Annotated in this window: 27 protein-coding genes and 1 other RNA gene; 21 read left to right on the top strand and 7 right to left on the bottom strand. The window is 69.2% G+C overall.

Features of this window, described 5'->3' with window-relative positions:
* Position 1 precedes the first annotated feature (1 nt).
* Both GA0070611_RS14820 and GA0070611_RS14815 read left to right on the top strand, forming a co-directional pair.
* Entirely contained in the window at positions 2-610 is a 609-nt protein-coding gene (locus tag GA0070611_RS14820; protein ID WP_091664447.1) for an FMN-binding protein, read from the top strand.
* 43 nt (positions 611-653) lie between these two features.
* The gene (locus GA0070611_RS14815) at positions 654-1,376 is read left to right on the top strand and encodes an FAD:protein FMN transferase (RefSeq protein WP_091672945.1); all 723 of its coding nucleotides are present in this window, start codon (positions 654-656) and stop codon (positions 1,374-1,376) included.
* Positions 1,377-1,673: 297 nt separating this feature from the next.
* On the opposite strand, the gene GA0070611_RS14810 is transcribed toward GA0070611_RS14815, so the two are convergent.
* Positions 1,674-2,345, bottom strand: a complete 672-nt coding sequence (locus tag GA0070611_RS14810; protein WP_091664443.1) for a bifunctional DNA primase/polymerase — start codon at positions 2,343-2,345, stop codon at positions 1,674-1,676.
* Between the two features lie 213 nt (positions 2,346-2,558).
* Here GA0070611_RS14810 and GA0070611_RS14805 point away from each other — a divergent pair, with 213 nt between their 5' ends.
* From GA0070611_RS14805 to mctP, 7 genes are all read left to right on the top strand, one after another.
* Positions 2,559-3,785, top strand: coding sequence for a helix-turn-helix domain-containing protein (locus tag GA0070611_RS14805; protein ID WP_091664439.1), 1,227 nt, complete (start codon positions 2,559-2,561; stop codon positions 3,783-3,785).
* Positions 3,786-3,801: 16 nt separating this feature from the next.
* Complete coding sequence (locus GA0070611_RS14800; RefSeq protein WP_091664437.1) at positions 3,802-4,383, top strand: flavoprotein; 582 nt, start codon at positions 3,802-3,804, stop codon at positions 4,381-4,383.
* Between the two features lie 137 nt (positions 4,384-4,520).
* On the top strand, positions 4,521-5,351 hold the full coding sequence (locus tag GA0070611_RS14795) for a Nif3-like dinuclear metal center hexameric protein (RefSeq protein ID WP_197676000.1): 831 nt from the start codon (positions 4,521-4,523) through the stop codon (positions 5,349-5,351).
* The gene (locus GA0070611_RS14790) at positions 5,348-6,085 is read left to right on the top strand and encodes a zinc ribbon domain-containing protein (RefSeq protein WP_091664431.1); all 738 of its coding nucleotides are present in this window, start codon (positions 5,348-5,350) and stop codon (positions 6,083-6,085) included. The genes GA0070611_RS14795 and GA0070611_RS14790 overlap by 4 nt, the downstream gene beginning before the upstream one ends.
* A 5-nt stretch (positions 6,086-6,090) precedes the next feature.
* Positions 6,091-7,311, top strand: a complete 1,221-nt coding sequence (locus GA0070611_RS14785; RefSeq protein ID WP_091664429.1) for a bifunctional RNase H/acid phosphatase — start codon at positions 6,091-6,093, stop codon at positions 7,309-7,311.
* 177 nt (positions 7,312-7,488) lie between these two features.
* Positions 7,489-7,731 carry a DUF3311 domain-containing protein gene (locus GA0070611_RS14780; protein WP_091664426.1) on the top strand — a complete coding sequence of 81 codons (243 nt, stop codon included), beginning with the start codon at positions 7,489-7,491 and terminating at the stop codon, positions 7,729-7,731.
* A complete protein-coding gene (gene mctP, locus GA0070611_RS14775) occupies positions 7,731-9,386 on the top strand; it encodes a monocarboxylate uptake permease MctP (protein ID WP_091664423.1) in 1,656 nt (551 codons plus the stop codon). The genes GA0070611_RS14780 and mctP overlap by 1 nt, the downstream gene beginning before the upstream one ends.
* 51 nt (positions 9,387-9,437) lie before the next feature.
* On the opposite strand, the gene GA0070611_RS14770 is transcribed toward mctP, so the two are convergent.
* Entirely contained in the window at positions 9,438-9,905 is a 468-nt protein-coding gene (locus GA0070611_RS14770) for a MarR family winged helix-turn-helix transcriptional regulator (protein ID WP_091664421.1), read from the bottom strand.
* A 58-nt stretch (positions 9,906-9,963) separates the two neighbouring features.
* On the opposite strand from GA0070611_RS14770, the gene GA0070611_RS14765 reads away from it, so the two are divergent.
* Complete coding sequence (locus tag GA0070611_RS14765) at positions 9,964-11,196, top strand: MFS transporter (protein ID WP_091664418.1); 1,233 nt, start codon at positions 9,964-9,966, stop codon at positions 11,194-11,196.
* Positions 11,197-11,247: 51 nt separating this feature from the next.
* Here GA0070611_RS14765 and GA0070611_RS14760 read toward each other — a convergent pair whose 3' ends face one another.
* Positions 11,248-12,009, bottom strand: a complete 762-nt coding sequence (locus GA0070611_RS14760; RefSeq protein ID WP_091664415.1) for a sulfite exporter TauE/SafE family protein — start codon at positions 12,007-12,009, stop codon at positions 11,248-11,250.
* A gap of 135 nt (positions 12,010-12,144) precedes the next feature.
* On the opposite strand from GA0070611_RS14760, the gene GA0070611_RS14755 reads away from it, so the two are divergent.
* The 4 genes from GA0070611_RS14755 to GA0070611_RS14740 all read left to right on the top strand — a co-directional run bounded on the left by GA0070611_RS14755 (position 12,145) and on the right by GA0070611_RS14740 (position 15,206).
* Positions 12,145-12,654 (top strand): SigE family RNA polymerase sigma factor, encoded by a 510-nt coding sequence (locus GA0070611_RS14755; RefSeq protein ID WP_091664412.1) that lies wholly within the window; start codon positions 12,145-12,147, stop codon positions 12,652-12,654.
* Positions 12,651-14,105, top strand: coding sequence for a hypothetical protein (locus tag GA0070611_RS14750; RefSeq protein ID WP_157740320.1), 1,455 nt, complete (start codon positions 12,651-12,653; stop codon positions 14,103-14,105). Before GA0070611_RS14755 ends, GA0070611_RS14750 begins: the two co-directional genes overlap by 4 nt.
* A gap of 64 nt (positions 14,106-14,169) precedes the next feature.
* Positions 14,170-14,582, top strand: an RNA gene (rnpB, locus tag GA0070611_RS14745) — RNase P RNA component class A.
* A 408-nt stretch (positions 14,583-14,990) separates the two neighbouring features.
* Positions 14,991-15,206, top strand: coding sequence for a hypothetical protein (locus tag GA0070611_RS14740; RefSeq protein WP_231921457.1), 216 nt, complete (start codon positions 14,991-14,993; stop codon positions 15,204-15,206).
* Between the two features lie 293 nt (positions 15,207-15,499).
* On the opposite strand, the gene GA0070611_RS14735 is transcribed toward GA0070611_RS14740, so the two are convergent.
* Positions 15,500-18,745 (bottom strand): NACHT domain-containing protein, encoded by a 3,246-nt coding sequence (locus GA0070611_RS14735; RefSeq protein WP_091672943.1) that lies wholly within the window; start codon positions 18,743-18,745, stop codon positions 15,500-15,502.
* Positions 18,746-19,024: 279 nt separating this feature from the next.
* Complete coding sequence (locus tag GA0070611_RS31100) at positions 19,025-19,435, bottom strand: GntR family transcriptional regulator (RefSeq protein ID WP_157740319.1); 411 nt, start codon at positions 19,433-19,435, stop codon at positions 19,025-19,027.
* 542 nt (positions 19,436-19,977) lie between these two features.
* On the opposite strand from GA0070611_RS31100, the gene GA0070611_RS31855 reads away from it, so the two are divergent.
* The 4 genes from GA0070611_RS31855 to GA0070611_RS14710 all read left to right on the top strand — a co-directional run bounded on the left by GA0070611_RS31855 (position 19,978) and on the right by GA0070611_RS14710 (position 22,354).
* Complete coding sequence (locus GA0070611_RS31855) at positions 19,978-20,307, top strand: hypothetical protein (RefSeq protein ID WP_231921456.1); 330 nt, start codon at positions 19,978-19,980, stop codon at positions 20,305-20,307.
* Positions 20,300-20,632, top strand: a complete 333-nt coding sequence (locus GA0070611_RS14720; RefSeq protein ID WP_231921455.1) for a hypothetical protein — start codon at positions 20,300-20,302, stop codon at positions 20,630-20,632. Before GA0070611_RS31855 ends, GA0070611_RS14720 begins: the two co-directional genes overlap by 8 nt.
* A 142-nt stretch (positions 20,633-20,774) precedes the next feature.
* Positions 20,775-21,587, top strand: a complete 813-nt coding sequence (locus GA0070611_RS14715) for a GntR family transcriptional regulator (RefSeq protein WP_231921454.1) — start codon at positions 20,775-20,777, stop codon at positions 21,585-21,587.
* Positions 21,575-22,354: a glycosyltransferase family 2 protein gene (locus tag GA0070611_RS14710; protein WP_231921453.1), complete on the top strand. Its 780-nt coding sequence runs from the start codon at positions 21,575-21,577 to the stop codon at positions 22,352-22,354. The genes GA0070611_RS14715 and GA0070611_RS14710 overlap by 13 nt, the downstream gene beginning before the upstream one ends.
* On the opposite strand, the gene GA0070611_RS14705 is transcribed toward GA0070611_RS14710, so the two are convergent.
* Both GA0070611_RS14705 and GA0070611_RS14700 read right to left on the bottom strand, forming a co-directional pair.
* Positions 22,335-22,787 (bottom strand): hypothetical protein, encoded by a 453-nt coding sequence (locus tag GA0070611_RS14705; protein ID WP_091664394.1) that lies wholly within the window; start codon positions 22,785-22,787, stop codon positions 22,335-22,337. The genes GA0070611_RS14710 and GA0070611_RS14705 overlap by 20 nt on opposite strands.
* Positions 22,788-22,827: 40 nt before the next feature.
* Positions 22,828-24,021, bottom strand: a complete 1,194-nt coding sequence (locus GA0070611_RS14700; RefSeq protein WP_157740318.1) for a pentapeptide repeat-containing protein — start codon at positions 24,019-24,021, stop codon at positions 22,828-22,830.
* A 172-nt stretch (positions 24,022-24,193) separates the two neighbouring features.
* Here GA0070611_RS14700 and GA0070611_RS14695 point away from each other — a divergent pair, with 172 nt between their 5' ends.
* From GA0070611_RS14695 to GA0070611_RS14685, 3 genes are all read left to right on the top strand, one after another.
* Positions 24,194-24,589 (top strand): transcriptional regulator, encoded by a 396-nt coding sequence (locus GA0070611_RS14695; RefSeq protein ID WP_091664389.1) that lies wholly within the window; start codon positions 24,194-24,196, stop codon positions 24,587-24,589.
* 181 nt (positions 24,590-24,770) lie between these two features.
* Positions 24,771-26,366, top strand: a complete 1,596-nt coding sequence (locus tag GA0070611_RS14690) for an FtsK/SpoIIIE domain-containing protein (protein WP_091672938.1) — start codon at positions 24,771-24,773, stop codon at positions 26,364-26,366.
* Complete coding sequence (locus GA0070611_RS14685) at positions 26,363-26,617, top strand: hypothetical protein (protein ID WP_091664385.1); 255 nt, start codon at positions 26,363-26,365, stop codon at positions 26,615-26,617. The genes GA0070611_RS14690 and GA0070611_RS14685 overlap by 4 nt, the downstream gene beginning before the upstream one ends.

The raw sequence follows: 26,617 nt of genomic DNA, 5'->3' as shown, positions 1-26,617 counted from the left end.
GATGCGTCGCGCGTTGCTCGCGATCACCGGTCTGGCCGCCGGCACCACCGCCCTGGTGGTGCTGAAGGGCTCACCCGAACCCGGCCAGGCGGCCCAGGTGCTCCCCGGCGACCAGCCGCCCGCGGTGCCGGGCGGGGTCGACCCGGCCGCCACCGCCGCCGCGTCCGCCGCCGCCTCCGGCGTGACGCCGGCCCCGTCGGCCACCCCGACCGGCAGCGCCCGGCCGTCCGTCGAGCCGAGTGCGAGCGCCCGACCCGGCGGGACGCGGACGACCGCCGCGCCGCGGACCGCCACCAGCGCCCCGAAGACCACCACCGCCGCCCCGAAGCCGGCCACCCGGACCCTCTACGGCTCCACGGTGAGCTACAAGTACGGGTCGCTGCGGGTGCAGATCACCGTCTCCGGCACGAAGATCGTCAACGCCACCGCGACCGGGATGCCGAGCAGCGGCGAGTCCGGCCGCAAGAGCGACGCCGTGCAGGGCGACTACAGCGGCACCTCCGGGCAGGTCGTGCAGAAGCAGAGCGCCAACCTGAACACCGTCTCCGACGCCACCTACACCAGCAACGCGTACAAGCAGTCGCTGCAGAACGCGCTCAGCCAGATCTGACGTGGCGGCCGACCGGCCCGGGCTGACCCGGGTGGAGCACGTGATGGGCACGGCGATCGAGCTGGACCTCGCCGACGACCTGCCGCCCGCGCGCCTCGCCGAGCTGGCCGACCGCACCTTCGACTGGCTGCGCGAGGTCGACGCCCGGTTCAGCACCTACCGGGACGACAGCGAGGTGTGCCGGCTGGACCGCGGTGTGCTGCGGCTCGCCGACGCCTCCGCCGACCTGCGGCTGGTGCTGCAGCGCTGCGCCGACCTCTGGGCGGCCACCGACGGTTGGTTCGACGCGTACGCCACCGGCCGGCTGGACCCCTCCGGCTACGTGAAGGGCTGGTCGGCGCAGGTCGCCTCGGACCGGCTGGTCGCCGCGGGCGCGCCCAACCACTGCCTCAACGCCGGCGGCGACGTGGTGGTCCGGGGGCTCTCGCCGACCGGCGGGCCGTGGCGGATCGGGGTCCGCCACCCCGACGACTGGGCCTCGGTCTGCCTGGTGCTGGCCGGCAGCGACCTGGCGGTCGCCACCTCCGGCGTGCACCACCGCGGCCACCACGTGATCGACCCCCGGCGCGGCGTGCCGGCCCGCGGGCTGCGGCTGGTCACCGTGGTCGGCCCGGACCTCGGGTACGCCGACGCCTACGCCACCGCCGCGCTGGCGATGGGGGAGCCGGGTGTCCGCTGGCTCGACCGCCTCGACGGCCACCTGCACGCGGTGGTCACCGACGACGACCGGCTGCTGCACTCGACCCACCTGCCCCTGGTCGACTGACCGGTGCGCCCCGCCCGTCGGCCGACCCGGCCCCGCCGCGGCGGCCTCAGCGGGGCGGGCGGTGCAGGATGGCCGGCCGGGAGCCCGTCGGGCGGGGCCGGCCGGGCCGGGTGCCCCACGGGCGGGTGCCCGCCCAGCGGTACGGGCGGCGATGGTGCCGCGAAGGTTCGGTGCCGCCGGTGTGGCGGGCCGCGTCGTCCCTGGACATCCTCAACCCCCGCTCTGGCGCATCCGCGCCCTCGTCCGGTGCAACGAGTACGCCACGGTGCAGGACGCTGTCGGGGAGCCGTCCGTCGGTCAGCGACCGCGACGGGGCAGCGGGAGATGGCCCGGCAGCAGGTCGGAGGTGAGCGTGACCCCGGCTGCCTGCAACGCCACGATCAACGCGTTCTGCACCAGGTACGAGTCGGGCAGCTGCCAGCGGGCCTGCTCGGGGGCGACCGCCCAGCGGACCGTGCCCTCCGGCAGCCGGGTCGGCGGCGCGGCGATCCACGAGCCGGGGCCGTGCCGGACCACGTGGAAGCAGTGCTCCAACTCGGGCCGGAGCGGGTCGCCGGGGCGGACCAGGAACATCCACCGCCCGGTCGGGGTGACCAGGACCGGCCCCCGGACGCCGAAGCCGGCCGGGTGGGTGGCGACCGCGTCCAGCACCCGCCGGCCGAGGTGGGCGGCCACCTCCAGCACGTCGAACGCCCGCCCGGTGGGCAGCAGCACCCCGTGCGGGCGGTCCCGCCACCAGGTCGCCACCCGGGCCGGGTCGGCGCTCGCCGCGTGCTCCCAGTCCTCCAGCGCCGGGTGGCAGCCGACGGTGGGGCAGCCGGCGCGGCCGCAGACGAAGCGGCTGTTGGCCAGGCAGGCCCCGGGGGTCACCGGCCAGCCGTGCAGGGCGTAGCGGACCGCGACCCGGCGCAGCCGGACGCGTTCCAGGGGCGACAGGTGAGCCACGCGCGGTCCGACATTCCCCCACATGCGTCTGCCATCCCTCCGGTCCCGACCGTCATCACGTCACACGTCGAACGCCGTCACTGCCGTAACCCACACTCGTTGAGCTGACGAACGGCTGATGCAACTTGCACGAAAACTACGAGTGCTGCCCGTACGGCTGACGCACAGGCTGTGCGACCAGGGCAAATCTGGTGGACGTGGGGGGAGCGGCCGACACCGGAAGGGGGAGGAGCTGGGATGGACGAACTACCCATCGGGCGGCGGGTGGCCTACTGGCGCAGCCGGCGCAAGATGTCCCAGCAGGTCTTCGCCGACCGGTTGGGCAAGTCCAAGAGCTGGGTGGACAAGGTGGAGCGCGGGGTCCGCCGGCTGGACAAGTTCTCCGTCCTCTACGAGATCGCCGACATCCTCCAGATCGACGTCCAGCTGCTGCACGGCAAGGACCCGGAGCGGCGTACCGACGCCCTCAACTGCATCGACCAGGTCGAGGTCGAGGAGATCCGGGCCGCCCTGGAGCGGTACGACTCGATGAGCGCGTACTTCGACGCCGCGCCCTACCCCCCGCCGCTGGGCGACATGCGCAAGGCGGTCAACCACGCCTGGCTCACCTACCAGTACGGCCGCTACGGGATGCTCACCCGGGCCCTGCCGAAGCTGCTGCGCGACGCCCAGGCGGCGGACGCCGGCCACGGCGGCGACCAGGCCCGTGAGGCGGCCCACCTGCTCGGGCAGGTCTACCAGATCGCCTCCTCGGTGCTGCGCAAGCTCGGCGAGTGCGACCTGGCCTGGCTGGCCGCCGACCGGTCGATGGCGGTCGCCCAGCGGGCCGACGACCCGCTGCTCGCCGGGATCGCCACCACCCGGGTCTGCAACGCGCTGGTGGCGATGGGTCGCCCCCGGCCGGCGCTCGAACTCAACGTGCGGATCGCCAACCGGCTCGCCCCCGGCAGCGGCAACGACGTCCGGCCCGAACGGCTCTCCGTCTACGGCATGCTGCTGCTCCAGGGCGCGATGGCCGCCGCCCGGATCGGCGACTCGGCCACCGTCGGCGACCTGCTCACCGGCGCCGAGGAGGCGGCCACCCTGCTCGGCGGTGACCAGAACCACTACTGGACCTCGTTCGGCCCGACCAATCTGCTGCTGCACCGGGCCGCCGCCGCGGTGGAGCTGGGCGACGGCGGCCGGGCGGTGGAGACCCACCACGGCATCGCCGAGCCGGCCTTCAACGCCCTGCTGCCCGAGCGCCGCGCGCACCACCTGCTCGACCTGGCCCGCGGCTACGCCCAGCTCGGCGACGTCGCCAACGCGGGGGAGATGCTGCTGCGCGGGGACCGGCTCGCGCCGTCCGAGATCCGGTGCCGGCCGATCGCGCACGAGGTGATGTCGGACGTGCTGCGTCGCACACGGGGTGCGCCGCCTCCGCCGATAGCGGAGTTGGCTGAGCACATGGGAGTAGGAGTATGAGCGCGGGCGTGGTCGGATGACCGCTGCGCACACCGTCGACGGGCACCGGCCGGTGCTCTACGTCATCGCCTGCGGTTCGCCGCTGGCCCGCAACGTCGGCCGGCTGGTCGACCTGGCCCGGCAGGAGGGCTGGGACGTCTGCGTGGTGACCACGCCCGACGGCGCGAAGTTCGTCGACCGGGCGGCGCTCGCCCGACAGACCGGCCATCCGGTACGCACCCACTACAAGAACCCCGGCGACCTGGACGTGCTGCCGCCGGCCGACGCCATGCTGGTCTGCCCGGCGACGGTCAACACCGTCAACAAGTGGGCGGTCGGCATCACCGACACCCTCGCCCTCGGGCTGCTGGTCGAGGCACAGGGGCTCGGCGTACCGATCGCGGCCGTGCCGTACACCAACGTGGCGATGGCCGCGCACCCGGCGTTCCTGAGCAGCCTGGCCCGGCTGCGCGAGTGGGGCGTACAGGTGATCTTCGGGGACCACGTCGTGCCGCTGCACGCCCCCGGCACCGGTGAGCGGCACCAGGACGCCTTCCCGTGGTCGGTCGGGCTCGCGGCGTTGCGCGACGCGCGGCGCCCGGTGGCCCCGGTCGGCTGAGCCGGTGGGCGGGCCCCTCGTCCCCGGATCGCGGGGCACGACGGGCCCGCTCGACCGCCGGTGGGCGTGACAGCGGCCGGACGCCGGTAAGCTGGCCGGTCGTGAGCAGAACCGGATCCCCGCCCACCGTCGGCGACGTGGTGGCCGCGCTCGACCGCCGTTACCCGCCCGCCTGGGCCGAGGAGTGGGACCGGGTCGGCCTGGTGCTCGGCGAGCCCCACACCGAGGTACGCCGGGTCGCCTGCGTGGTCGACGTGGTCCCGGAGACGGTGGACGAGGCGCTCGCCGCCGGCGCGGACATGATCGTCGCGCACCACCCGCTGCTGCTGCGCGGCGTCTCCTCGGTCGCCGCGACGACGTACAAGGGGCGGATCGTCCACCGGCTGATCAAGGCGGACGTCGCGCTGTACGTGGCGCACACCAACGCCGACGTGGCCGACCCCGGGGTCTCCGACGCCCTCGCCGCCCGGTTCGGGCTGACCGGCCTGCGCCCGCTGCACCGCCCGGCCCCCGGCACCCCCGCCGACGGCCCGGGGCGGGGCATCGGCCGGATCGGCGAGCTGCCCACCCCGATGACGCTGGCCGAGCTGACCCGGCACGCCGCCGCCGTGCTCCCCGTCACCGCCTGGGGAGTTCGCGCCGCCGGGGATCCCGGGCGTATGGTTCGTACCCTCGCGGTCAGCGGCGGCGCCGGGGACAGCTTCCTCGGCACGGCGACCGCCGCCGGGGTGGACGCCTTCCTCACCGCCGACCTGCGCCACCACCCGGCCGGTGAGCACCTCGCCGCCGGTGGCCCGGCCCTGCTGGACGCCGCCCACTGGGCGACCGAACGACCCTGGCTGGACGACCTGGCCGCCCTCCTGCGGGACGAGCTGGGCGTCGAGACCGTGGTGTCCGACCTGGACACCGACCCGTGGACCGTGCACGCCGCCGCGCCCCGACCGGACGACAAGGAGCCCCGACCGTGAAGGCTGACCCGAAGGTGCAGCGCCGCCTGCTCGACCTGCAGGCGATCGACACCGCCCTGGCCCAGCTCGCCCACCGGCGCCGGACGCTGCCGGAGCTGGCCGAGCTGGAGTCCCTCGCCCGGGCGCTCTCCGCGCTGGAGGACGAGCGGGTCCGGGCCCAGGTGGCCGTCGACGACCTGGACCGGGACATCGCCCGGCTGGAGAAGGACGTCGACCAGGTGCGGGCCCGCAAGAGCAAGAACGAGGCCCGCCTCGCCGCCGGCAGCGGCCCGGCCCGCGAGCTGGAGGCGCTCCAGCACGAGCTGGTCTCGCTGAACCGCCGGCAGGGCGACCTGGAGGACGCCGAGCTGGAGCTGATGGAGCAGCGCGAGACCGCGCAGGGCGTGCTCGACGGCGTCGAGCGGCGGATCGCCGAGGCCCGCGACCGGCGCGAGGCCGCCGAGCGGCGTCGCGAGGAGAGCCTGGCCGAGATCGCCAAGGAGGAGGACTTCAAGCGCAGCTCCCGCCAGCCGCTCGCCGGTGACCTCCCGGACGACCTGGTGACCCTCTACGACCGGATCCGCACCGACACCGGGCTCGGCGCGGCGCTGCTCACCGGCGCCCGCTGCGGCGGTTGCCGGCTGGAGCTCTCCGGCGCCGACCTGGCCCGGATCCGCAAGGCCGCCCCGGACGACGTGGTGCGCTGCGAGGAGTGCCGGCGGATCATGGTCCGTACGAACGAGTCGGGGCTGTAGTCGCCGTGGCGGTGCGGGCGGTCGTGATCGAGGCCGACGGTGGTTCCCGGGGCAACCCGGGGCCGGCCGGCTACGGCGCGGTGGTGCGGGACCCGGAGACCGGTGAGGTGCTCGCCGAGCGCTCCGAGGCGATCGGTACGACCACCAACAACGTCGCCGAGTACCGGGGCCTGATCGCCGGCCTGGAGGCCGCCGCCGAGCTGGGCGCGGTCGAGGTCGAGGCGCGGATGGACTCCAAGCTGGTGGTCGAGCAGATGTGCGGCCGCTGGCAGATCAAGCACCCGGGCCTGCGGCCGCTGGCCGCGCAGGCGGCCGGCCTGGTCGGCCGGTTCGCCAGCGTCCGGTTCAGCTGGATCCCCCGGGAGCGCAACAAGCACGCCGACGCCCTGGCCAACGCCGCCATGGACGCCGCCGCCGGCCGGAACCCGGCCCGGGCGACGGTCCAGCCGCCCCGGCTGGTGGAGCCGCCGCGCGAGGTGGCCGGCCCGGACTCGGCGGCCCGCGCCGCCGCCCGCGAGGTGGCCGCCCGGGCCGCCACCGGGAAGGCCACCGGCACCGACCCGGCCACCACGCCGGCCTCCTGGGAGCCGCGGCCCACCGAGGAGGCCACCCGGCTGATCCTGGTGCGGCACGGCGAGACCGAGCGGACCGTGCAGAAGCGCTACTCGGGCCGCGGTGACGTGCCGCTGACCGCGCGGGGCCGGGCCCAGGCCCGGGCCACCGCCGCCCGGGTGGCCGCCCTGGCGCCGTCGGTCGCGGCCGTGGTCAGCTCGCCGCTGTCGAGGTGTACGGCGACCGCCGAGGCGATCGCCGCGCTGGTCGGCAACCCGCCGGTACGCCCTGAGGACGACCTGATCGAGTGTGACTTCGGGGTCTGGGAGGGGCGCACCTTCGCCGAGGTGCGCGACGGCTGGGCGGGCGAACTGGACGCCTGGCTCGCCTCGACCCGGGTAGCCCCGCCGCAGGGTGAGTCGTTCACCGCCGTCGCGGAGCGGACCGGCCGTGCCGTCGAGCGGCTGCGCGGGGCGTACCCGGGGGAGACGGTCGTGGTGGTGTCCCACGTCTCGCCGATCAAGCTGGTGCTGCGCGACGCCCTCGCGGCCGGCGACGCCTTCCTGCACCGGCTCTACCTGGACACCGCGGGGATCTCGGTGCTGGACCTGTACCCGGACGGCGGCGTCGCGGTCCGCTCGGTCAACGACACCGCCCACCTCACCGACGCCTGAGCCCGGCACCGCCCGGGCCGGGCGGCCCGGGCCGGCCGCCGCCGACGGGTCCGCCGTTCGGCGCACGCGGGCGGCCGCTCGGCGCACCACCGTCGACCGGTTGAACGTGACCGGGCTCACAGAGTCGTAGCCTCCGGCCGTCACATGGCAAGTCACGACTCCCCGGAGGTGTGTCAGATGGCTGCACCAGAACCGGAGGCGCCGACCACGGCGCGATCCAGGGCGAAGGACCACAGCCCCTGGAACTGGTTGCTCTTCGTCCCGATCGTGGTGCCGCTGATCCCGGCCTTCTTCAACGCCGACTCGCCCCGGCTCTTCGGGTTCCCCCGCTTCTACTGGCTGCAGCTGGCCTGGATCCTGCTCGGCGTGGCCACCACCACGCTGGTCTACCGGATGACCAAGAAGCGGGGTGATCACTGATGTGGCGCGACCACCTCACCGAGATCATCGTCTTCTCGATCCTCTTCCTCCTGGTCAGCGCGATGGGCTTCGTGGCGGCCCGGTGGCGGGCGCCGCGCGACATGGCGCACCTGGACGAGTGGGGGCTGGGCGGGCGCAACTTCGGCGGCTGGATCACCTGGTTCCTGGTCGGCGGTGACCTCTACACCGCGTACACCTTCGTGGCGGTGCCGGCACTGGTCTTCGGCGCGGGCGCGATGGGCTTCTTCGCCGTGCCGTACACGATCGTGATCTACCCGATGGTCTTCCTGGTGCTCTGCCGGCTCTGGTCGGTGTCGCACCGGCACGGCTACGTCACCCCGGCGGACTTCGTCCGGAACCGGTTCGGCTCACCGGTCCTCGCGCTGCTGGTGGCGATCACCGGCATCGTGGCGACCATGCCGTACATCGCGCTGCAGCTCGTCGGCATCGAGTCGGTGCTCAAGACGATGGGCGTGACCGGCGACAACGCGCTCGCCCGGCACCTGCCGATCATCATCGCCTTCGCCATCCTGGCGGCGTACACGTACCAGTCCGGGCTGCGCGCGCCGGCGCTGATCGCGTTCGTCAAGGACTCGCTGATCTACATCGTGATCCTGGTGGCGGTCATCTACCTGCCGTACAAGCTCGGCGGCTGGGGGAGCATCTTCGACGCGGCCGACGCCAAGTTCAAGGCGTCACCCGCGCCCGGCGACGGCATCCTGCTCAACGCCAACAACCAGCTCCAGTACGTCACCCTGGCGTTCGGCTCGGCGCTGGCGCTCTTCCTCTACCCGCACAGCGTCACCGGCGTGCTGGCCAGCCGGAACCGTGACGTGATCAAGCGGAACATGTCCGCGCTGCCGGCGTACAGCCTGCTGCTCGGGTTGATCGCGCTGCTCGGCTACATGGCCATCGCGGCGAAGGTGAAGCCGCTGCCGGGCGCCTCGGCGGGCAGCGTGGACAGCAACACCGTGGTGCCGTTGCTGTTCGACCAGCAGTTCCCGGACTGGTTCGCGGGTGTCGCGTACGCGGCGATCGGCATCGGCGCGCTGGTGCCGGCGGCGATCATGTCGATCGCGGCGGCGAACCTGTTCACCCGCAACATCTACAAGGAGTACCTCAAGCGCGACGCCACCCCGGCGCAGGAGGCGCAGGTCTCGAAGGTGACCTCGCTGCTGGTCAAGGTGGGCGCGCTGGCGTTCATCATCTTCCTCGACCCGCAGTTCTCCATCGACCTCCAGCTGATCGGCGGCGTGATCATCCTGCAGACGCTGCCGGCGGTGGCGCTGGGCCTCTACACCCGCTGGTTCCACCGGGGCGGCCTGATCGCCGGTTGGGTGGCCGGCATGGGCCTGGGCATGTGGATGCTCTACCAGATCCCCAACGCGGCCACGAAGCGCGCGCACTTCGGCGGCTCGGCCTTCCCGCTCTCCGACTTCGGCTTCGACACCAAGAAGACGATCTACGTCGGGATCGTGGCGGTGCTGGTCAACCTGGTGGTCGCCGCCCTGGTCACCGTGGTGCTGCGGTCGGCGAAGGTGGCCGACGGGGTGGACGGCACCTCTGGAGACGACTACTTCGCCGACGAGGGCGATCCGCGGGTCACCCCCGGCGCCGACCGCGACGCCGACTCCGCCCGCGAGCCGGTCGCCTGAGCCGGACGAGGCCCCCGGGACGCCGCTGCGCCCGGGGGCCTCGTCGTGCGCTCAGCGTCGCCGGTTGCGGGCGTCCAGCGCCTCGTTGAGCCGGTGCAGCAGCTCGGCGAGGGTGTCCCGGTCGTCGCCGGTCCAGTCGGCCAGGATGTCGCCGTAGAGCCGGGTGCGGGCCGCCTGGACGGCGGCCATCCGTTGCAGGCCGGCGGGGGTGGGGGAGATCACCGTGCCGCGCCCGTCGGCCGGGTCGGGGGTACGCGCGATCAGCCCGTCCCGCTGCAACGCGGAGACCTGCCGGGTGACCGTGGAGCCGTCCAGGTTCAGCCGGGCGGCCAGCGCCGAGACGTTCTGCGGGCCGGCGGTGTCCAGGTGCCGCAGGATCACGTACGCGGCCCGGTCCAGCACCCGGTGCTCGGCGCTGCCGGAGGCCCGGCGGGTCGCCTCACCCAGCCGCATCAGCAGTGCCACCTCGGTCTCGATCCGGCCGAGTGTGACCTCTTCCGCATTGTCGTCGTCGCTCATAGCTGTATCATACAAGGGAATTACCTGTACGATACAGCTATCTGTCTGGAGGCGCGGAGTGGATCGGCGATCCGAACCCAACCGCAGTGCCATCTACGCCACCACCCTGGTGGCCTTCCTCGCGATCGCCGGCATCGCGGTGGTGGACCCGATCCTGCCGGCAATCGGTGAGGCGATCGGGGTCACCGCCTGGCAGGTCGAGCTGCTCTTCACCGCGTACATCGCGGTGATGGCCCTCGGCATGATCCCGGCGACCCTGGCCAGCGGCCGGTTCGGCTTCAAGCCGGTCCTGATCACCGGCGTCTCGGTGGTCGGCGTGGCCGCCATCCTCGCCTCGTTCAGCAACGACATCGTCCAGCTGTCCCTGCTGCGCGGAGTCTGGGGGCTGGGCAACGCGATGTTCTTCGCCACCGCCATGGTGGTGCTGGTCAACCTCGCCAACGACCGGGAATGGGTGGTCGGTCTCTTCGAGACCGCGCTCGGCCTCGGCTTCGCCGTCGGCCCGCTGATCGGCGGCCTGCTCGGCGAGGTCAGCTGGCGGCTGCCCTTCTTCGTCTGCGGCGTGTTCATGGTCCTCGCGCTCGGGGTCGCCTCGCGCAAGCTGCGCGAGCCGGCCACCAGGCAGCCCCCGGTACGCGTCGGCCAGATCTTCGCCACCTACCGCAAGCCGGCCTTCGTCACGCTCTGCGTGGTCACCGCCGCGTACAACTTCGTCTTCTTCGTGGTGCTCGGCTACACGCCGCTCTTCCTGCACCTCGATGTCATCCCGCTGGGTCTGGCCTTCACCGGCTGGGGCCTCGGCCTGGCCGCCGGCATCCTGCTGATCGGCCACCGGCTGGCGCACCGGATCGGCGCGGTGCAGACCGTCGGCGTCGCCGTCGTCGGCCTGCTGGTCTGCATGGTCCTCTTCGCCACCTCCACCGGCACCGCCATGTCGCTGGTGGTGCTGGTGCTCGCCGGCCTGTTCATGGGCCTGGCCAACGCCAACCTGACCGACCTGGCCCTCGGCCTCGGTTCGCGCGACCGCCGCGTCGCCACCGGCGCGTTCAACCTGGTCCGCTGGGGGGCCGCCGCGCCCGCGCCGATCATCTCCGGCAAGCTCGCCGAGCACGGCCTCGCCCTGCCGTTCTGGGTCGGCTTCGGGGTGCTCGCCGTCGGCGTCGTGGTCTACCTCGCCTTCGCCCACGTGATGGCCGCCGGCTACGGCGAGCGGGTGCTCTGGTCGCGGTGGAACTCCGCCGCCCGGCGCAACGAGCACGCCCCCGAGGAGCCGGTCGGCGAGGCCTACTGACCGACCGTCCCCGGACCGCCCCGACGCGCCGCGTCGGGGCGGTCCGCCGGTTCAACGCAGCGCGCGCCAGAGCAGGTAGAGGCCGATCGTCGTGCCGAAGACCACGATCAGGGACTTCAGCACCACCGGCGGCAGCCGGCGGACCAGCCGGGCCCCCGCGTACCCGCCGACCAGGGTGGCCGGCGCGACCACCGCGACCGCCGCCCAGTGCACCGGGCCGAAGAGCGCGAACACCACCAGCGTGGTCAGCCCCACCACCGCCGAGAGCAGGTTCTTGATCGCGCTGACCCGGGCCAGGGTGGTGTCCAGCACCAGGGCCAGCCCGGCCACCAGCATCACCCCGAGCGCCGCGCCGAAGTAGCCCCCGTACACCGCGCCGAGCCCGACCATCGCCTGCACGGTGACGGTACGGCGGCGCGGGCCGAGGTCGGCCGGATGGCCGACCAGCCGGCGCAGCGGATCCTGGAACGCCAGCACCGCCGTCGCGCCCAGCACCAGGAACGGCACCACCAGCTCGAACGCCCGCGCCGGGGTGGCCAGCAGCAGCAGGCAGCCGGCCACCGTGCCGACGATCGTGGTGGGGATCAGCAGCGCCACCCGCCGGGCCGGCGGCAGGTCCGCCCGGCTGCCGACCACACTGGCGACGTACCCGGGGAAGACCGACACCGAGTTGGTCACGTTCGCCGGCACCGGCGGCAGGCCGGTGGCGATCAGCGCGGGGAAGGTGATGAGCGAGCCACCGCCGGCCACCGCGTTCACCGTGCCCGCGGCGAGACCGGCGGCGACCAGCAACGCGACGTCGGAGAGGTCCATGGTTACCGGAGGCTAGTACCCCACCGGACGGCGCGCCCCCGACGGACTCAACCTTTCCCAATCCCGCCGCGTCACAGCCTGTGAAGGGTCGACGGAGGGAGCGCGCGGTGAACGGGCACAACGGGGGGTCGGCGGGTGGCTGACCCGGAGTTCCGTGACTTCGTCACGGCCCGCTACGCGGACCTGCTGCGCACCGCCTACCTGCTGACCGGCGACCGGGACGCCGCCCAGGACCTGGTGCACGAGTCACTGGTCAAGGTGATGCGGCACTGGCGACGGCTCGACGAGCCGATGGCGTACGTGCGGCGGACCATGGTGAACGAGCGGACCAGCCGCTGGCGCCGGCTCGGGCTGCGCGAACTGCTCACCGCGGCGGTGCCGGACCGGGCCGGCCCGGACCCCACCGACGTGGTGGCGGTCCGCGACGAACTGCTCGCCGCGCTGGACCGGCTGCCGGTCCGGATGCGCACCGTGCTGGTGCTGCGCTACTGGGAGGACCTGCCGGAGGCCGAGGTGGCCGCGCTGATGGGCTGCGCACCCGGCACCGTGAAGAGCCAGGCGGCCCGGGGACTGGCCCGGCTGCGCGACGTGCTGGGCGCGGAGCGCGCCCGGCTGACCGGCGACCTGCTGGAGGGACGGGCATGAGCGTGGACGAGCTGCGGGCCGGACTGGCCCGGATCGCCGACACCGTGGTGCCGGACCCCGACCCGTACACCCTGGTGCTGCGGCACGCCCGGCGACGCCGCCGGCACCGCCTCGCCGGTCTGCTGGCGGCGGTGGCCGCGGTGCTGGCGGCGGCGCTGGCCGGACCGGCGGCGCTCACCGCCGCCGGCCTGCGGCAACCCGTCGATCACAGCGACCTCGGCCACGGCCACCCGATCGAGTCGCCCTGGAGCCTGCGGCTGCTCGACTCGCCGCCCCGGGGCAACCTGGCCGGGGACGCGGCCTTCCTCAGCGAGGTACGCCGGCTCTTCGACCGCCGCCGCGCCGAGGTGATGATCGCGCCGGACCTGCCCGGAGTGACGGTCCTCTTCGCCGACGAGTCGACCGGCGCACGGGAGGTGGTGGTGGCCTACCGCTCGGCCACGTCCGCCGCCCTGGTGACCCGGACCGGCCCGCCCGGCGCATCCCCCGCGCAGCTGCTGGGCGGCGACGGGGCGGCCAACCTCCCGGCCGACCCCTTCTTCGTCGACTCGGTCGCCGCGGGTGGGGCGGCCGAGACGCGGCGACAACTGCTGCTCGGCCTGGCACCCGCCGGCTGCCGGATCTCCCTCGGCCGCACCGCCTACCCGGGCGACGTCGGGCTGCGCCGCACCTGGCAGGCCGTGCCCACCGACGGGTACGCGTTCGTCGACGTGGACACCCCCGGCTGGTGGCGGGTCGAGTGCGACGGGCAGGTCCGGCAGGCGGGCCCGGTCAGCTTCGGGCCCGACCTCACCGGCGCCGGGACGCTGGACGCCACGTGGCCCAGGGACCAGCGCCCGAAGCCGACCCCCGAACCGCCGAACACCACCGTGACCCGGCAGGCCGCCCTGGCGTACCGGAGCCTGACGGCCCAGGCCGGCCTGGTCGACCCCGCGCCCCCGGTGATCCGCTGGTCCGGCCGGCTCGACGACGCGGGCGGACCGGCCGTGCTGCTCGGCGCGCAGGGCAAGGGACCCCTGCTGCTGGAGGTGGGGGAGACCGGCGCCGGCCCGATCCTGGCCCGGGCCACCAGCCGGGACCCGGACCCGGCGGACCCGGGCGGCGACCTCGGACCGCTGCCGCCGCCGTTGGTCGCCACCGGCTACCCCCCGGCGTACGACCTGCTGGCCGTCCGGGTGCCGGCGCGCGACGGCAACCGGGCGGTGCTCACCGACCGGCTGCTCGTCGTGCCCCGCCCCGGCGTGACCCGGATCGAGGCCGTCGCCGGTGGGAAGGTCCGCGCCAGCGCTGCGGTGACCGACGGCGCCGCCCTGCTGGACCTGCCCGTCGGTGCCGACGTCACGCTGCGCGGCCGGGACGCCGCCGGCACGGTCCGCTGCTCCGGGCCGTTGCGCGAACCCGCCACCGGCGACCGGGTCTTCAACGAACCGCTGGTACGGGACTGGTCGTGAGACGGCCGTCCCGTGCCCGGAATCGGGCGGGCAGGGCGCGTCGTTAGGATGGGAGCGCGACGGACGAGTCGACCGGGCGGTCGCGTCGACGGGCTGCGGCCCGTCGCCGAGGAACGTCCGGACTCCACAGGGCAGGGTGGTTGCTAACGGCAACCCGGGGTGACCCGCGGGACAGTGCCACAGAAAACAGACCGCCGCCCCGGAAACGGGACGGTAAGGGTGAAACGGTGGGGTAAGAGCCCACCAGCATCCCGGGTGACCGGGATGGCTCGGTAAACCCCACCCGGAGCAAGGCCAAGAAAGGGCCGTCACCGCAAGTTGACGACCCGCGCAGACGCTCGAGGGCTGCCCGCCCGATGTCTGCGGGTAGGCCGCTGGAGCCTGCCGGCAACGGCAGGCCGAGATGGATGGCCGCCGCCGACGCGCGCCCACGGGCCGCGTCGGTCACAGAATCCGGCGTACAGGTCGACTCGTCCGTCGCCCACCAGCTCAGAGCTTTGATCATGGCTCTGAGCTGGCCGTTTATCTGGTGCCGTTGGTTGACCTTGGTCATCGTTGGGTGGCGTCTGACGGCCTGGCCACGGCCTGAGACGGCCTGGAGACGGCCTGAGTGCTGGGTCAGTTGATCGTCGTCTCGGGTCGTGCGGCTGTGCCGTCGTGGACCGTCTCCGGGCCGGCGCTCGATGGCCTCGGGAGTCGAGCCGGCGGCTGTGGGGGAGGGCCGCGCGCGTCCTGGCGATGGAGCTGATGCCGTGACTCGGTGGCAAGCCAGTCCCGGGGTTGGACTGGCGCGGCAGCCGGAAGCCCTGACGCACGACCAGGCTGACCCGCTGGCTTCCGTAGCGGTCTTGGTGATCCCATTCGTGGATGAAGTGGGATGAGTGCGTGCCGGAGCTGCTGGAGCACCTGGGGGAGATGGGCCTGGTCGCGATGGTCAAGATTGACGGCGAACGGGAGCGCAAGCCCTGGACGGTGGTGGTCTCGGGTCAGCGGCTCCCTGGTGAGGCGTTCAGAGTCGATGGCCACAGCCTTGAGGACTGCCTACGCCATCTGGTCGCCGCGCTTCATGAGCGCTTCCCGGACGAACTCGCGCTGAGCTGAGATCCGACTGTGGGGCGGTGTCCCGGCGGCTGTCGGTGGCTCACCGCCCCGGCGCCGTAGGCGGCCGGGGCGGCTTGCCGCCGGCCGGGCTTGCCGCCCCGCACCGCGCGGAGCGCGGTGCCTTGATTTAGAAGAGAAGAAATCAGCAATACCGCCAGTTCGATTTGCCAGTTCGATTCAGCCGTCGCCGACTGATATGCGGCAACCGTCCGCCGCCCGATCTATGGCGCCTCGGGGTGTCGGTTGGGGCAGATGGGAGAATCTGTGGCGAGAAAAAAATGGCCTCCTGTGGCTCAACGTGGCGAGTTTCCATTTAGTGTCACCTCAACCATTGACTTCGGTCTGATTACCCGGGAGAGATACGGCGGTAGCCATGTAAGATCTGCTGCATCGAAGCTTTCTTGCAAATCAAAAGTTGACCCTAGCGAGTCAATTAAGATTAGGTCAAGGTTCCGAAGGTTCCGAAGGTTTAGTAGTGACTCCTGAAGCCCTGTCTGGAGACCTGGGTATGGATATATTCCACCGTCAGCGTGAATCTTTCTGCGGAGGTCGTCCCTAACTGCAATCACTCGTAATGTCGTCAGCGAAGGAAGCTTTTGCATCATGATTAGTTCCTCGCGTGAAGGCCAGCCAACAAGGGTGATCTCTTCGATGCCCACGTTGCCAGTAAACTGGTGCATCGAAGGGCGACGCCATCCTAGGGGCTGAAGTTCGCGAGGGCTGAACGTTTTATAAATTCCGTCTAAGAATCGCGCAAAAGTGGCTGAGGACAGAAGGTTAAGCGACTTAAGGCTCTGGCCGGGGGCTACCGCGTGAGGAACGTTCGAAGCAACTAAAGACCAATCCACCGTCAATTTCGATAGGTTGGGGAACAGGCTGAAGATCCTGCTGAATTCCCCCGCAAGGTTTGCGCCTCCTCGAGCTGTGGCGTTGCCAATTAGGCTGAGTTCCTGAACTGATGGGCTAGCGGCTGCATCGAGTCCATTCTCAATAGTTGTGTTGCAAAGATCTAGTACTTTAAGGTGGCGCAAGGCTGCTGCTTCGAAACCTTCCAGCTGGCAGCTCACAAAGGCTGCCGTTTCTAGCACCGTGGCCCGACTTAATGAATGGAGGCCGCCACTGTGACCGTCCACGATGAGCCGACGCAGTCCATCAATGTGCTGTAACGAATGAAGCTGGCCTTCGCCGCGTGCCACTACTGCCACGTCGCTTAGGTCCATCAGGGCTAACACTGAGCGCGCATACTCCTCGGGCGCAACCTGCGGCCAGAAAGCAGCAAGTTTTCTGCGAATAGCTGGCCGAGGGCTTGCGGCAATCCGTGCCAATACAGGCAAAGTATCTTCTGGGTGGAACCTATTGATCAATTGTAGGAGATACAAGCCTTCGTCGTCTGAAAGGGTAGAAGGGTCTGGCACGAGGTCAAGAACGATATCTCCGGCCTCAGCCAACTGCTCTGCGGCAATCGCCGTCTTTGGAGGCACAAGCCTCCGCAGGAGGCGCTTCACTGTTGCAGCGAGATCTGGATCAAGGGCACCTGGATGCTCGAGGCAGGCGGCGGCTACTAAGATCTTCCGGTTCGAATCCTCGGGGTCCAGGTCATTGTCTGGCATTATGAGGCTGCGAATTATGTTCTCGCGCTCGTCTCGGCGGCCGTGGCCTACAGCCATGACGACAACCTCGCGCCAGGAATCCTCATGCGCGTGCTTCGTCAAGTAGTCGATATCACCCTCGTCTAAGATCGCCTGCGCTGCAAGATACTCCTGAAATGTCTTATGAAGAAAATCGATCCGACCCTTCACTGGCTCCCGCAGTACTCCTGAGCGCAGCAAAAGATAGTCCAAGACTTGGCTCGGCTTGGCGGTGATGTGAGACATGGCAGCGAGATATTTGCGTAGCCTTCGAAGCGCTTCTTCACGATCAACGTCGGACCTGCCGTTGCGCACTAGCCAGTACGCCAGCTGAGCCAGTAGCATCTCTTGGTCTTTTTGTGACAACAAAACCCCGTCACCGGCGATTTCTTTCGCTTCATCGCGACGAACCAGCAGCATCTCGAGCGCGGCTTGGTAGAGGCCGATCCGATCTCGAGGGAGTTGTCTGTACCGATCAATATGCAATGCGCAGGTCAGCGCGCAGAGAAGTGGGTTGGTGGCTAGCCGACGCAGATCTCGGCGCTGTGCGAGCTTATCGAGCAGATCAAGCTCGTATTGCTTTAATCTGTTTGGCTCAGTTCCCTCGCGCTTGGTCGATGCCAACGCGGAGTGCCACTGCCGTACGAACGTTCGCACATCGGCAGAGCCCATCGGCAGTAGTAAGAACGTTTTAAAGTCATCTGGTACGACGATCGTGGCATCCGCTGCAGGGGGCCGCGAAGTAATAACGTATCGCGCATCCTCATAACTGACAACTAGATCATGCAACCATTTCCAGATTTCATTGCGTTTGGCTGCCGGCAACTCATCCACGCCGTCAATGAGGACAACGGCACGTCCCGATCGCATAACTCTCTGCACCCATTTGTCCGGTGCTTCACCAGACAAGGCGGGCGCAATCTCTTTTGTGAATTGCTCAGGGGTGGGGAGATCTCGAAGCGCGTATCTCCGCAAGGGGATGAAAAATGGAACTGCTGGGGTCCAACCACCAGGCAGTTGTCCTTCTTCCTTGACTAGGTTGATGGCCAGCCACTGGAGTAAGGTGGTCTTTCCTGAGCCGGCCTCTCCGCGGATGAGTATTCTGCTGGTGTCCGCTAGTGCATCGTGCACTCTCAGCCGTTGCGACGCAGCTAGATCAAGTCGAGAACCTGCACGAGGTTTCCGTCTGCCGGACTCCTGTGCTGCGGAGAGGCTCAGGTAAGCGGTGCTCAAGGGGTACGCCTCGTTTTTGCTGAGGGTTACCCCGAACAGCTGAAGTGAGTCGAGCTTCCGAAGTACGAGGTCGCTATACCTTCGCTCGAACTCGCGGTCCTCGGGTGTTAGGTGAGCGCGCTCTAGTGCCGCGTCTAAGGATTCCTGAAGCGCTGCAGTCCGTCGAATGAGTTCGACGTCGACGCGCTGCCGGAATTCTGGCCGTTGCGTTATGAATTCAATTACATGCCGACAAGACTCATCAAGCAGTCGATGATAGACCACCGTGCCCGCACCGCTAAGTAGCTCGCGTTGCGGTCGATCTGGGTCGGCTTGGAGCGCCCGCTCAACGAGGCTGTGATGGCTAAGATTGAGCTGGATAGCCTCTGTTACCCCAATTGGCCCCAATGATCTCAGGGTCGCCCCGACGGCAGCGACGGCTGGGTTCCAGTCACTCTCGCCCAAGACCTTGAAATCATGGAGACGGACAGACTCAAGGCGGTGAGAAAGCTGCTCGACGAGTGCGTCTATGTGTTTCGGAGAAAGTGATCTTTCAAGCTGTTTTCCGGGTAGCCTCACCCGGCTATCGAGACGAACAGGCTCCTTGACTGTGCCGGCTCCTTGCTGTGGTGGCTGCACTAGTGCCTTCACCACGAGATTGAGGACCGGCCCGAGAACCCGTCCGACGTCAGCAAACACGTCGCCTCCCTCTGGTACTCAAGTACGTACTGAACCGAGAAGCTCGGGTCCAGAAACCCCATCGTCCTACATGGAGACGGGCCCTGGCTACGGTGCAAGTTGTCTGCTGACGCCGCGATCCCAGCCGATGGACGCGATGAGGGCCGGAAGCGGAGATACTGGCCCTGGGGCCTCTGCGAAGATCGAGCCCAACAGGGTCAGAGTCGAGGTGCTTTCTTGATCATGCTCGAACGTCTCGCTGCGGCGAACCTGCTGCCAGTGAATATCCTGTGCCAGGAGTCACTCTGCTGGACGGTATGACTGGATTACCTTTTGCACTTTCCCGCTTTGGCGGACGACTATTTCCTCCTCTTCTACGAGGTCGCCTGGCTTAATTTCTAGTAGTTTGGCGACGGTAGGTGTCGCTGGGGTCTTCTGAGATTGCCGAATCATCTCGGAGGCAGCAGAACGATTCAGATTCTGCGGTGGACGGACAATAGTGCCGCGTCCGTGCTCTGTTTCGATCAGCCCCTCGTCTCGCAGAAGGGCAAGTGCGTGGCGAATTGTTCCCCTGCTGGCCTTAAATTCGGCCATGAGGGCGCCTTCGGTGGGAAGGAGGCTTCCCGACTCGATCAAGCAGGCGTCGATCCGTGCTCGCAGTTCACCTGCGATGACGCGGTAACGGGGCTGTCCGTAGTGCGGGGTGGGCACCTGCTCACCGTACCTGGCACTTGTCTTACCAAGTGCCAACCAAGCGACCCGTTTCGACGTCTGGACAACTCGTCCACTTGTAGATACGTTTCCTTGTGTGCGGCCGGGGTGACGGTTCGTATCAGGGGTGGTGTCGCGCCGGCCCTGGCCGCGTCTGATGCGCGGCGTCCTGTCGGACCGGTTGCGGTAGCCGCGCGGAAGTCGGCTCGGCGATACCCGACCCGTCTGCGTCGGACGGTGCGCCGCGCCTTCATCCGGGCCGGTGGCCGGCTGCATTCCCCCGTGGCTGGCCACCGGCTCCCGTCTACCCGTGGAGGTGCGATGTCTGGATCTCATCGTCGGCGCCGCTGGTTCTCGTTGTGGTGGTCCCGGAAGCGCCCGTCGGCGGCGACCGGTGGTCGCATACCGGTTCCCCGCTCGGCGGTCATCCTGTCTACGCCCTGGTGGTCGGTCGGGCCGACCCGAGAGGTGCCCACCTTGCCTTACGCGCCGTTGATGACGCTGGCCCAGACTTACCGGGGCAACAGTGGGCGGTGGCCGCGGTGACGCGTACGAGCAAGCCGACCGTCACCGTTTCGCATCCGGACTGGTGCGACCCGGCCCGCTGTGGCCACCTGGTGCCGCCCCTGATGACGCACATGGCCCGCCGGCACCGCGGCGAGATGTTCCGCGTCGGCGAGACCAGGGCGAGCGGCATGATCATCACGTACCTCATCGGTGCGGAGGCATGGCCGCCAATGATTGCCGTGCACGCTACGTCGAGGGCGGGGAACGGCTGGGCGGAGTTGTCGGTGAGTCAGGCCGCCCAGTTGGTCGAGCGACTTGGCGCTCTGGTGGCGCAGGCCGGCGGTGTCCGGAGTGACGATGACTGAACACGCAACCGAGGTCGAGACCGACGAGTCGTCGAGTGCATGTCCGAAGTGGTGCCGGGGCTGCGGACCGAACGATCCGATGCATCGAGGGTTCCTCGCCACCGTTGGGCGGGAGGACACGGGCTGGATCAGTACCCAACTGCTGCTCGACCGCTTTGAGCGGCGCGGCCTGGCGGTCAAGCTGGATGCCACCCGTAGCGGCGCCACTCAGGCCGTCCTGTTCTCCCTGGCGCAGTTGGATCGGCTCATCTACGAGCTGACCTACGCCCGGCTGATGATGATGACCAAGGGGCTGCCTCTGGAGGGACACGATGAGCGCCACTGACCCCCGGCTTGCCCGGCGCACACCTATACCTACGAAGCAGCAGACAAAGAGACCGCCAGCGCCCGTCGCTCCGATACCTGAGCGGCCCGCCGGCGGGACCACCTGGCAGACGTTGGAACGTCTAGGGGGTACGGTGGCCGGTGTGCAAGCCCGGGACTGGCGCCCTCGCTACCTGCAACTCGCAGAGGAGTTGCGGGCGAAGATCACGCGCGGTGAACTGGCCCCCGGCACGCTGATGCCGAGTGAAACCGAGCTGGCCGATACGTCGGGCCTGTCCCGCACCAGCGTGCGCAACGCGATCCGGCAACTCCGTGAATGGGGCCTGGTCCGCGCAGAGCAGGGGCGCGGCACCTACGTCCGGGCACCCCGCCAGCGGGTACGCCGGCGTAACGCCGAGCGGTACCAGTGGGAGAAGGACCGGGTCCTGCTCGACGAGACCGAGCGGTTGAAGACCGGCGCCATCGAGCACGACACCGGCCTGACCGTCGACGACCTCAAGTTCCACGCCGAGTACACCCGCGTGGAAGCGGACGAGGACATGGCGGCGGCCCTGCGGGTAGACCCGGGTACGCCACTGCTCCGCCGGGTCTACTGGACGTCCTCCCGGCACGAGAACGCGCCGCTGACCATGTCGTACTCGTACCTGCCCTACGACCTGGTGGCCGCGAACCCGGACTTGCTCGACGCTGGCAAGGAGCCGTGGCCGGGCGGGACTCAGCATCAGCTTCACACCCTCGGCGTCGAGGTGGACCGGATCGACGACGTGATCCGTGCCCGCCCGCCGTCACCGGACGAGGCCGAGCTGTTGGACATCGACCCGGGCGTCTCGGTGCTCACCGTCCGCAAGACCTCGATCGACACCAAGGGCCGCGTCGTCGAGGTCGCCGACGTGGTGATGCCGGGTGACCGGACCGAGCTTGTCTACTCCCACAAACTCCAGCGGTGGAAAACTTGACGCAGATCGTCTCGGTCATCACGCCCGTCCACGCGCCCAGCATCGAGCACCTCGCTGGCGCCTACGCCTCGTTGGCCAAGCAGGAGATGCCCGACGGGTGGGACTGGCAATGGCTGGTCCAGGAGGACGGCCAAACCGGCGCCCTGGTTGACGCGTTGCCCGACGACCCCCGAATCAGCCTCGGCACCGGCCGATCGGGTGGGCCTGGCGTCGCCCGTACCCTGGCGCTGTCGCGAGTGTCCGGGGACCTGATCAAGGTCCTGGACGCCGACGACCAGTTGACGCCCGGAGCGCTCGCCCGGGACATCGCCGCTTTCGACGCGCACCCGCAGATCGGCTGGACCACCTCGCGGGTACTCGATCTGCTTCCCGACGGGTCTACCGCCGGCTGGGACAAGGACCCGGCCGGCGGCGTCGTCGCCCGCGGCTCCGTCCTGTCCTTCTGGCAGGCCAACGGCTACCGGGCGTCCGTGCACCCCGCAACGCTCTGCCTGCGGCGCGACCTCGTCTTTGCCCTGGGTGGCTGGATGGCGTTGCCTGCCTCCGAGGACACCGGGCTCCTCCTCGCCGCCAACGCGGTCAGCGACGGGTACTTCACCCGCGAATACGGCTTGCTGTACCGGAAGTGGCCCGGCCAAGTGACCAGCCAAGCCGCGCACCGCGAGCCCACCGAGTACCAGGGACGCATGAAAATCATCGAGGCCAGAGCCGAAGCCCTGACCTCGATGCTGCCCGACGGACTGCCACTCACCCCTCCGCCGGCGTAGCTTCATGCCCCGGCATGCCGTGGGTGCGGCGCTGCTGCTTCAACTCGGCCTCGTAGATGTGCCGCCGACCGCCGGCTAGCTTCTCCCGGGTATCGCGCTCGATCTCCTGGAAGGCGGCGTAGTAGCCGTCATCGAACTCCTCCATGATCTGGAAGGTCCAGCGGCCAGGGAGCACGTTTCGTCCCAACAATTCGTGCTCGACTCGGTCCGCGATTTCGACGTGTCCTGCCGTCCGTAGGAGTTTGACTACTCGGTCAAGCGTAAGGTCTGCGCCCCCGACTAGTTGGTGAGCTGAATACAGATGACCCCTTACCCGGTGGATGGTCTCCAAAGCCTTACTCAGTTCGCCAAGTCCCTCGACCGTGGTGTCATCCAACCCGGCTGGCCTCTCGTGCTTGGAGTCTGAGCCGATGACGCCTTGTTCCTTCTCCATGAGACGCCCATACCCACTTATCGGTTGCACAAACATACCTCTAGTCCTCTGGGTGGGGAGGGTTCTCATCGGCCTCATCGGCATGACTAATGACCGCATTCTGCATTCGAGCACTTTGAAGGTTTGCTCCGTTAAGGTCCGCGCCTATTAAGGTTGCGTGATTGAGGCTGGCGCTCGATAGTTGAGCGGAAACGAGTTGCGCGCCCGTCAACCTTGCAAAGCTTAGGTTGGCGCGTGAAAGATTGGCGTAGCTGAAGTTCGCCCCAACAAGCTGAGTGCGGCGAAGATCGGCTCCACGAAGGTTCGCTGAGTGCAGGTTCGCTTGATATAGGTTTGCATCCTCCATATTGGCCTCAACCAAATGTGAATTCACTAGCTCGGCCTCGCTCATGCGGGATTTCGCCAAGCGAGCTTGGGCTAGGCTTGCCCGCCCCAGCCGTACTTGTGAGAGCTCTGCACTCCTTAGGTTTGCGCCGTCGAATAGTGCACCCCGTGCGCTTGCCCCCGACAGATTGCACTCTTGCAGGTCGGCACCCCTAAAGTCTGCGTCGTCCAACTGGGCATCTGCCAGATTAACTGCCCGTAGGTGCAAGTCATGGAAATCTAAGAGGTGGCGGTCGGACTGATGTTTCTTGGGGCGATGAGCTAGCGCGGTAAAGGCGGCTTGAACGTCCGCTTCCGGCTCGTTCGGAAGCTGGCGATGCGGGTAAATCGAGGGCGCCGTATCGTTGAAGTCCCCGGCCCTCGGGGCGCGAGCGCGTATGAAGGCAGCCAGCACCTCCACGCAGTCAAGATAATGGTCTGGAGAGTCTTGCATAACATGACCGAGTGCCCGGATGCCACCGATGCGGATATAAAGCTCGTTGGAGCCGAGGCGCTCTAACGATTTTGCAAATCGGTCCGTTACTTGGCCGCGGTGGGCTAAGCGATAATTACGCGCCGTATACAGGAGGCCCGCGCCGACAACGAGCGCACTCACGACTGAGATAACCAAAAGTCGTGCATTATGGGCTGCGGTAAGCCTGGCCTCTGGGCTTGCCGCCGACAGCTCCAGGGTCAGGATATCTGGAGCTTTCCAAAGGGCAACGACGTACAGCCCGAGCGCGACCGTCGCTAGGGGTGCCATCCAGGCAATGGGGTGGACGGCAAATTTGCCCCTCCTCTCGCGGAAAGCATTTATCTTTATCTGCTTCCATATCTTTAGTCGCCAGTAGAGGCTTCGCAGTCTCTGCACCTCTACATGATGCTTGCCGAGCGACAATCCCGCAGGCGACAAAAACGGCGAAGACATTAAAGCGCGCAACACGGGCATGAGCCGGGTGGGCTAACTTGTTGACTTGTCTGCCAAGTGCCATTTACCTTGGACCGCAACTTGGCAGACAAGTTAACGACCTGGAGGTTGAGCGATGGCTCTGCGAGGCGGCACCCGGTTCGTCGTGCGGTTCGAAGATGTGTTCCCGGCGGGGTGCGCGTTGGTGCCCGAGTCGATGGGTGAGGTCGAGGACTACGACGAGAAGACCGGCCGTCGCAGCCCGGCTAAGGACAAGGTGACCGGCCAGCGGGTGTGGCAAGTCCGGGTGATGGACCTCGATCCCGAGCTGGGGAAGCGGTCCCGGGAGACGACGGTGAAGATCTCCGCCGACTACCAGCCGGTGCCGCCGACGGGTGCGCCGTTCGAGGCGGTGGAGTTCGACGGGATGACGGTCACGCCGTACGTGAGCAACAACGGCCGAATGGCGTACTCGCTGCGTGCGACCGGGCTGCGGGCCCCGGCGGGCGTGACCAAGAAGGCGGCGGCGTAGCCGCATCAGGTGGGGGCGGGGCTGTCAGGTCTTGGCGGACGGCAGCCCCGCCCTCTGTCTCTTCCCCCTGCTCAGGCGAGAGAGGTAGTGACATGTCCAAGGGTATGCCTGCCGTCGGGTGGGTGCTGGTGGCGGCCGTGCGGGGTGCGCGATGATCCGCCGGCCGCGTGGTGAGGTCGTGATGACCACGGCCGGGGATCTGATGGTGATCCGGCCGCGCCGGCTGGAGCTGCCGGTCTGGCTGATAGCGCTGGGCCTGGTGCTGCGGTGGCTGTGGCGCGGTCTGTGGTGGTGCCTTCGCCACCCGGTCTCCGTCGGCCTGGTGGTGGCCGCGGTGCTGCTCTATCGGGAGTTCGGTCGCTCGGGACTGATCGTGCCGCTGGTCCTGGCGGGCTTCGTGTCGGCGGTTTGGCGGTGGAAGCACGAGGCGTCCTGGTGGGCCTGGTGCGCCGGCCCGGTGCTGGGCCGCATCCGTCAGGTGTTCGTCTACCGGCGGGCGTGGCGGGAGGCCATGACGCTGTGCGGGCTGACCCGCACGTATGACCATCGGGTCGTCCTGCCGCAGTTGTTGCGGGTGCGGTCGGATCAGGCGCTCGACGTGCTGACGATCCGCATGGTGCGGGGTCAGACGCCGGAGGAGTTCCAGCGGGTCACCGCGAACTTGGCGTACGCGTTCGGCCGCCGGCACGCCCGGGTCTACTCGGAGCGTCCGGGGGAGCCGCCCGTCCGTTCCGGCTACTGGGCACTGGTGCTCGGCTGGGTGGACCGGCTGCGGTACCGGGACCGGCCCTCGCTGGTCTACCTCGTGGTTGTCCGTACCGATGCGCTGCGGACCGTGGTGAAGCCGTTCGACGTGCCCTCGGTACCGGACTTCACCGCGCTGCCGCTGGCTCGACGCGAGGATCTGCGGCACTGGCGCCTGCACCTGCTCGCCACCCACGTACTCATCGGTGGCGCCACCCGCTCCGGCAAGGGCTCGGTGCTGTGGTCGCTGGTGCGGGCCCTCGCCGGCGGGATCACCTCCGGTCTGGTGCGGCTGTGGGTGATCGATCCCAAGGGCGGGATGGAGTTCGCGATGGGGCGGCCGTTGTTCGCCCGGTTCGCCTGCAAGTCCTTCGAGGCCATGGCGGACCTGCTCGACGAGGCCGTCACGGTGATGCGGGAGCGACAGGCCCGGTTGGCCGGCGCGGTGCGGGTCCACACCCCGACTGAGGCTGACCCCCTGGTCGTGGTCGTCATCGACGAGATGGCGGCGCTGACCGCGTACCTCCAGGACGTCGACCTGCGCAAGCGCATCGCGTCCTCGCTGGGGCTGCTGCTGTCGCAGGGCGCCGGCGTTGGCGTCTTGGTGGTGGCCGCGTTGCAGGACCCCCGCAAGGAGGTGCTGCCGTTCCGGGACCTGTTCCCGACCCGGATCGCGCTGGGCCTGACCGAGGCAGCACAGGTCGACCTCGTATTGGGTGACGGCGCCCGCAACCGAGGTGCCCTGGCCGACCAGATGCCCAGGTGGGCCAAGGGCGTCGGGTACGTGATCCTCGACGGCACCCCGGAGCCGGCACGGGTCCGCTTCTCGTACATCTCCGACGACCACATCCGCGAGCTGGCCACCGAGTACGCGGCTCCGGCCGACGCGGCGGACATCCTCGCCCAGGTCGGCCGGGAGACCGCCGACGAACCGACCCGACCGTCGCTGCCTCGGCCCCGTCGCGGGCCACTGCTGCCGGACTCGCTGCTGACCTTCCTCGACCGCGACGCCGACGGGGGAGAGCCGCGGTGACTGCCCCCGCTTTCTACCGGCTGCGCGCCCCGAACCCCGACGGCGCGACCAGCACCGCCGTATCCGTCCGCGTCGACCCGCAACGGCCCGACCCGTACCCGATCTGTCTCGCCGTCGGCGGCGGCCGGCGCCGGATGCACCTGACTCCCGACGAGGCGTGGGCGCTGTGGCGCTGCCTCTCCGAAGCGGTCGCCTCCCTCGGCGAGCCGCCCGAGCACATCCGTACCCGCGTCGCCCCTGCCCGGAGGTAA

The sequence above is a fragment of the Micromonospora auratinigra genome (assembly GCF_900089595.1).
GTDB classification, from domain to species: Bacteria; Actinomycetota; Actinomycetes; order Mycobacteriales; family Micromonosporaceae; genus Micromonospora; species Micromonospora auratinigra.
Note: the sequence above shows the minus strand (reverse complement) of the source record. Positions and strands in the feature narration are given on the sequence as shown.

What these genes read in the sequence shown, in the direction of transcription:
- GA0070611_RS14750 (WP_157740320.1), top strand. Translation starts at nt 12,651, where the DNA reads ATGAGCGTGGACGAGCTGCGGGCCGGACTGGCCCGGATCGCCGACACC.
- GA0070611_RS14705 (WP_091664394.1), bottom strand. Translation starts at nt 22,787, where the DNA reads ATGGAGAAGGAACAAGGCGTCATCGGCTCAGACTCCAAGCACGAGAGG.
- GA0070611_RS14800 (WP_091664437.1), top strand. Translation starts at nt 3,802, where the DNA reads ATGACCGCTGCGCACACCGTCGACGGGCACCGGCCGGTGCTCTACGTC.
- GA0070611_RS14810 (WP_091664443.1), bottom strand. Translation starts at nt 2,345, where the DNA reads ATGTGGGGGAATGTCGGACCGCGCGTGGCTCACCTGTCGCCCCTGGAA.
- GA0070611_RS14690 (WP_091672938.1), top strand. Translation starts at nt 24,771, where the DNA reads ATGACCACGGCCGGGGATCTGATGGTGATCCGGCCGCGCCGGCTGGAG.
- GA0070611_RS14770 (WP_091664421.1), bottom strand. Translation starts at nt 9,905, where the DNA reads ATGAGCGACGACGACAATGCGGAAGAGGTCACACTCGGCCGGATCGAG.
- GA0070611_RS14805 (WP_091664439.1), top strand. Translation starts at nt 2,559, where the DNA reads ATGGACGAACTACCCATCGGGCGGCGGGTGGCCTACTGGCGCAGCCGG.
- GA0070611_RS14760 (WP_091664415.1), bottom strand. Translation starts at nt 12,009, where the DNA reads ATGGACCTCTCCGACGTCGCGTTGCTGGTCGCCGCCGGTCTCGCCGCG.
- GA0070611_RS14720 (WP_231921455.1), top strand. Translation starts at nt 20,300, where the DNA reads ATGACTGAACACGCAACCGAGGTCGAGACCGACGAGTCGTCGAGTGCA.
- mctP (WP_091664423.1), top strand. Translation starts at nt 7,731, where the DNA reads ATGTGGCGCGACCACCTCACCGAGATCATCGTCTTCTCGATCCTCTTC.
- GA0070611_RS14695 (WP_091664389.1), top strand. Translation starts at nt 24,194, where the DNA reads ATGGCTCTGCGAGGCGGCACCCGGTTCGTCGTGCGGTTCGAAGATGTG.
- GA0070611_RS14780 (WP_091664426.1), top strand. Translation starts at nt 7,489, where the DNA reads ATGGCTGCACCAGAACCGGAGGCGCCGACCACGGCGCGATCCAGGGCG.
- GA0070611_RS14815 (WP_091672945.1), top strand. Translation starts at nt 654, where the DNA reads ATGGGCACGGCGATCGAGCTGGACCTCGCCGACGACCTGCCGCCCGCG.
- GA0070611_RS14820 (WP_091664447.1), top strand. Translation starts at nt 2, where the DNA reads ATGCGTCGCGCGTTGCTCGCGATCACCGGTCTGGCCGCCGGCACCACC.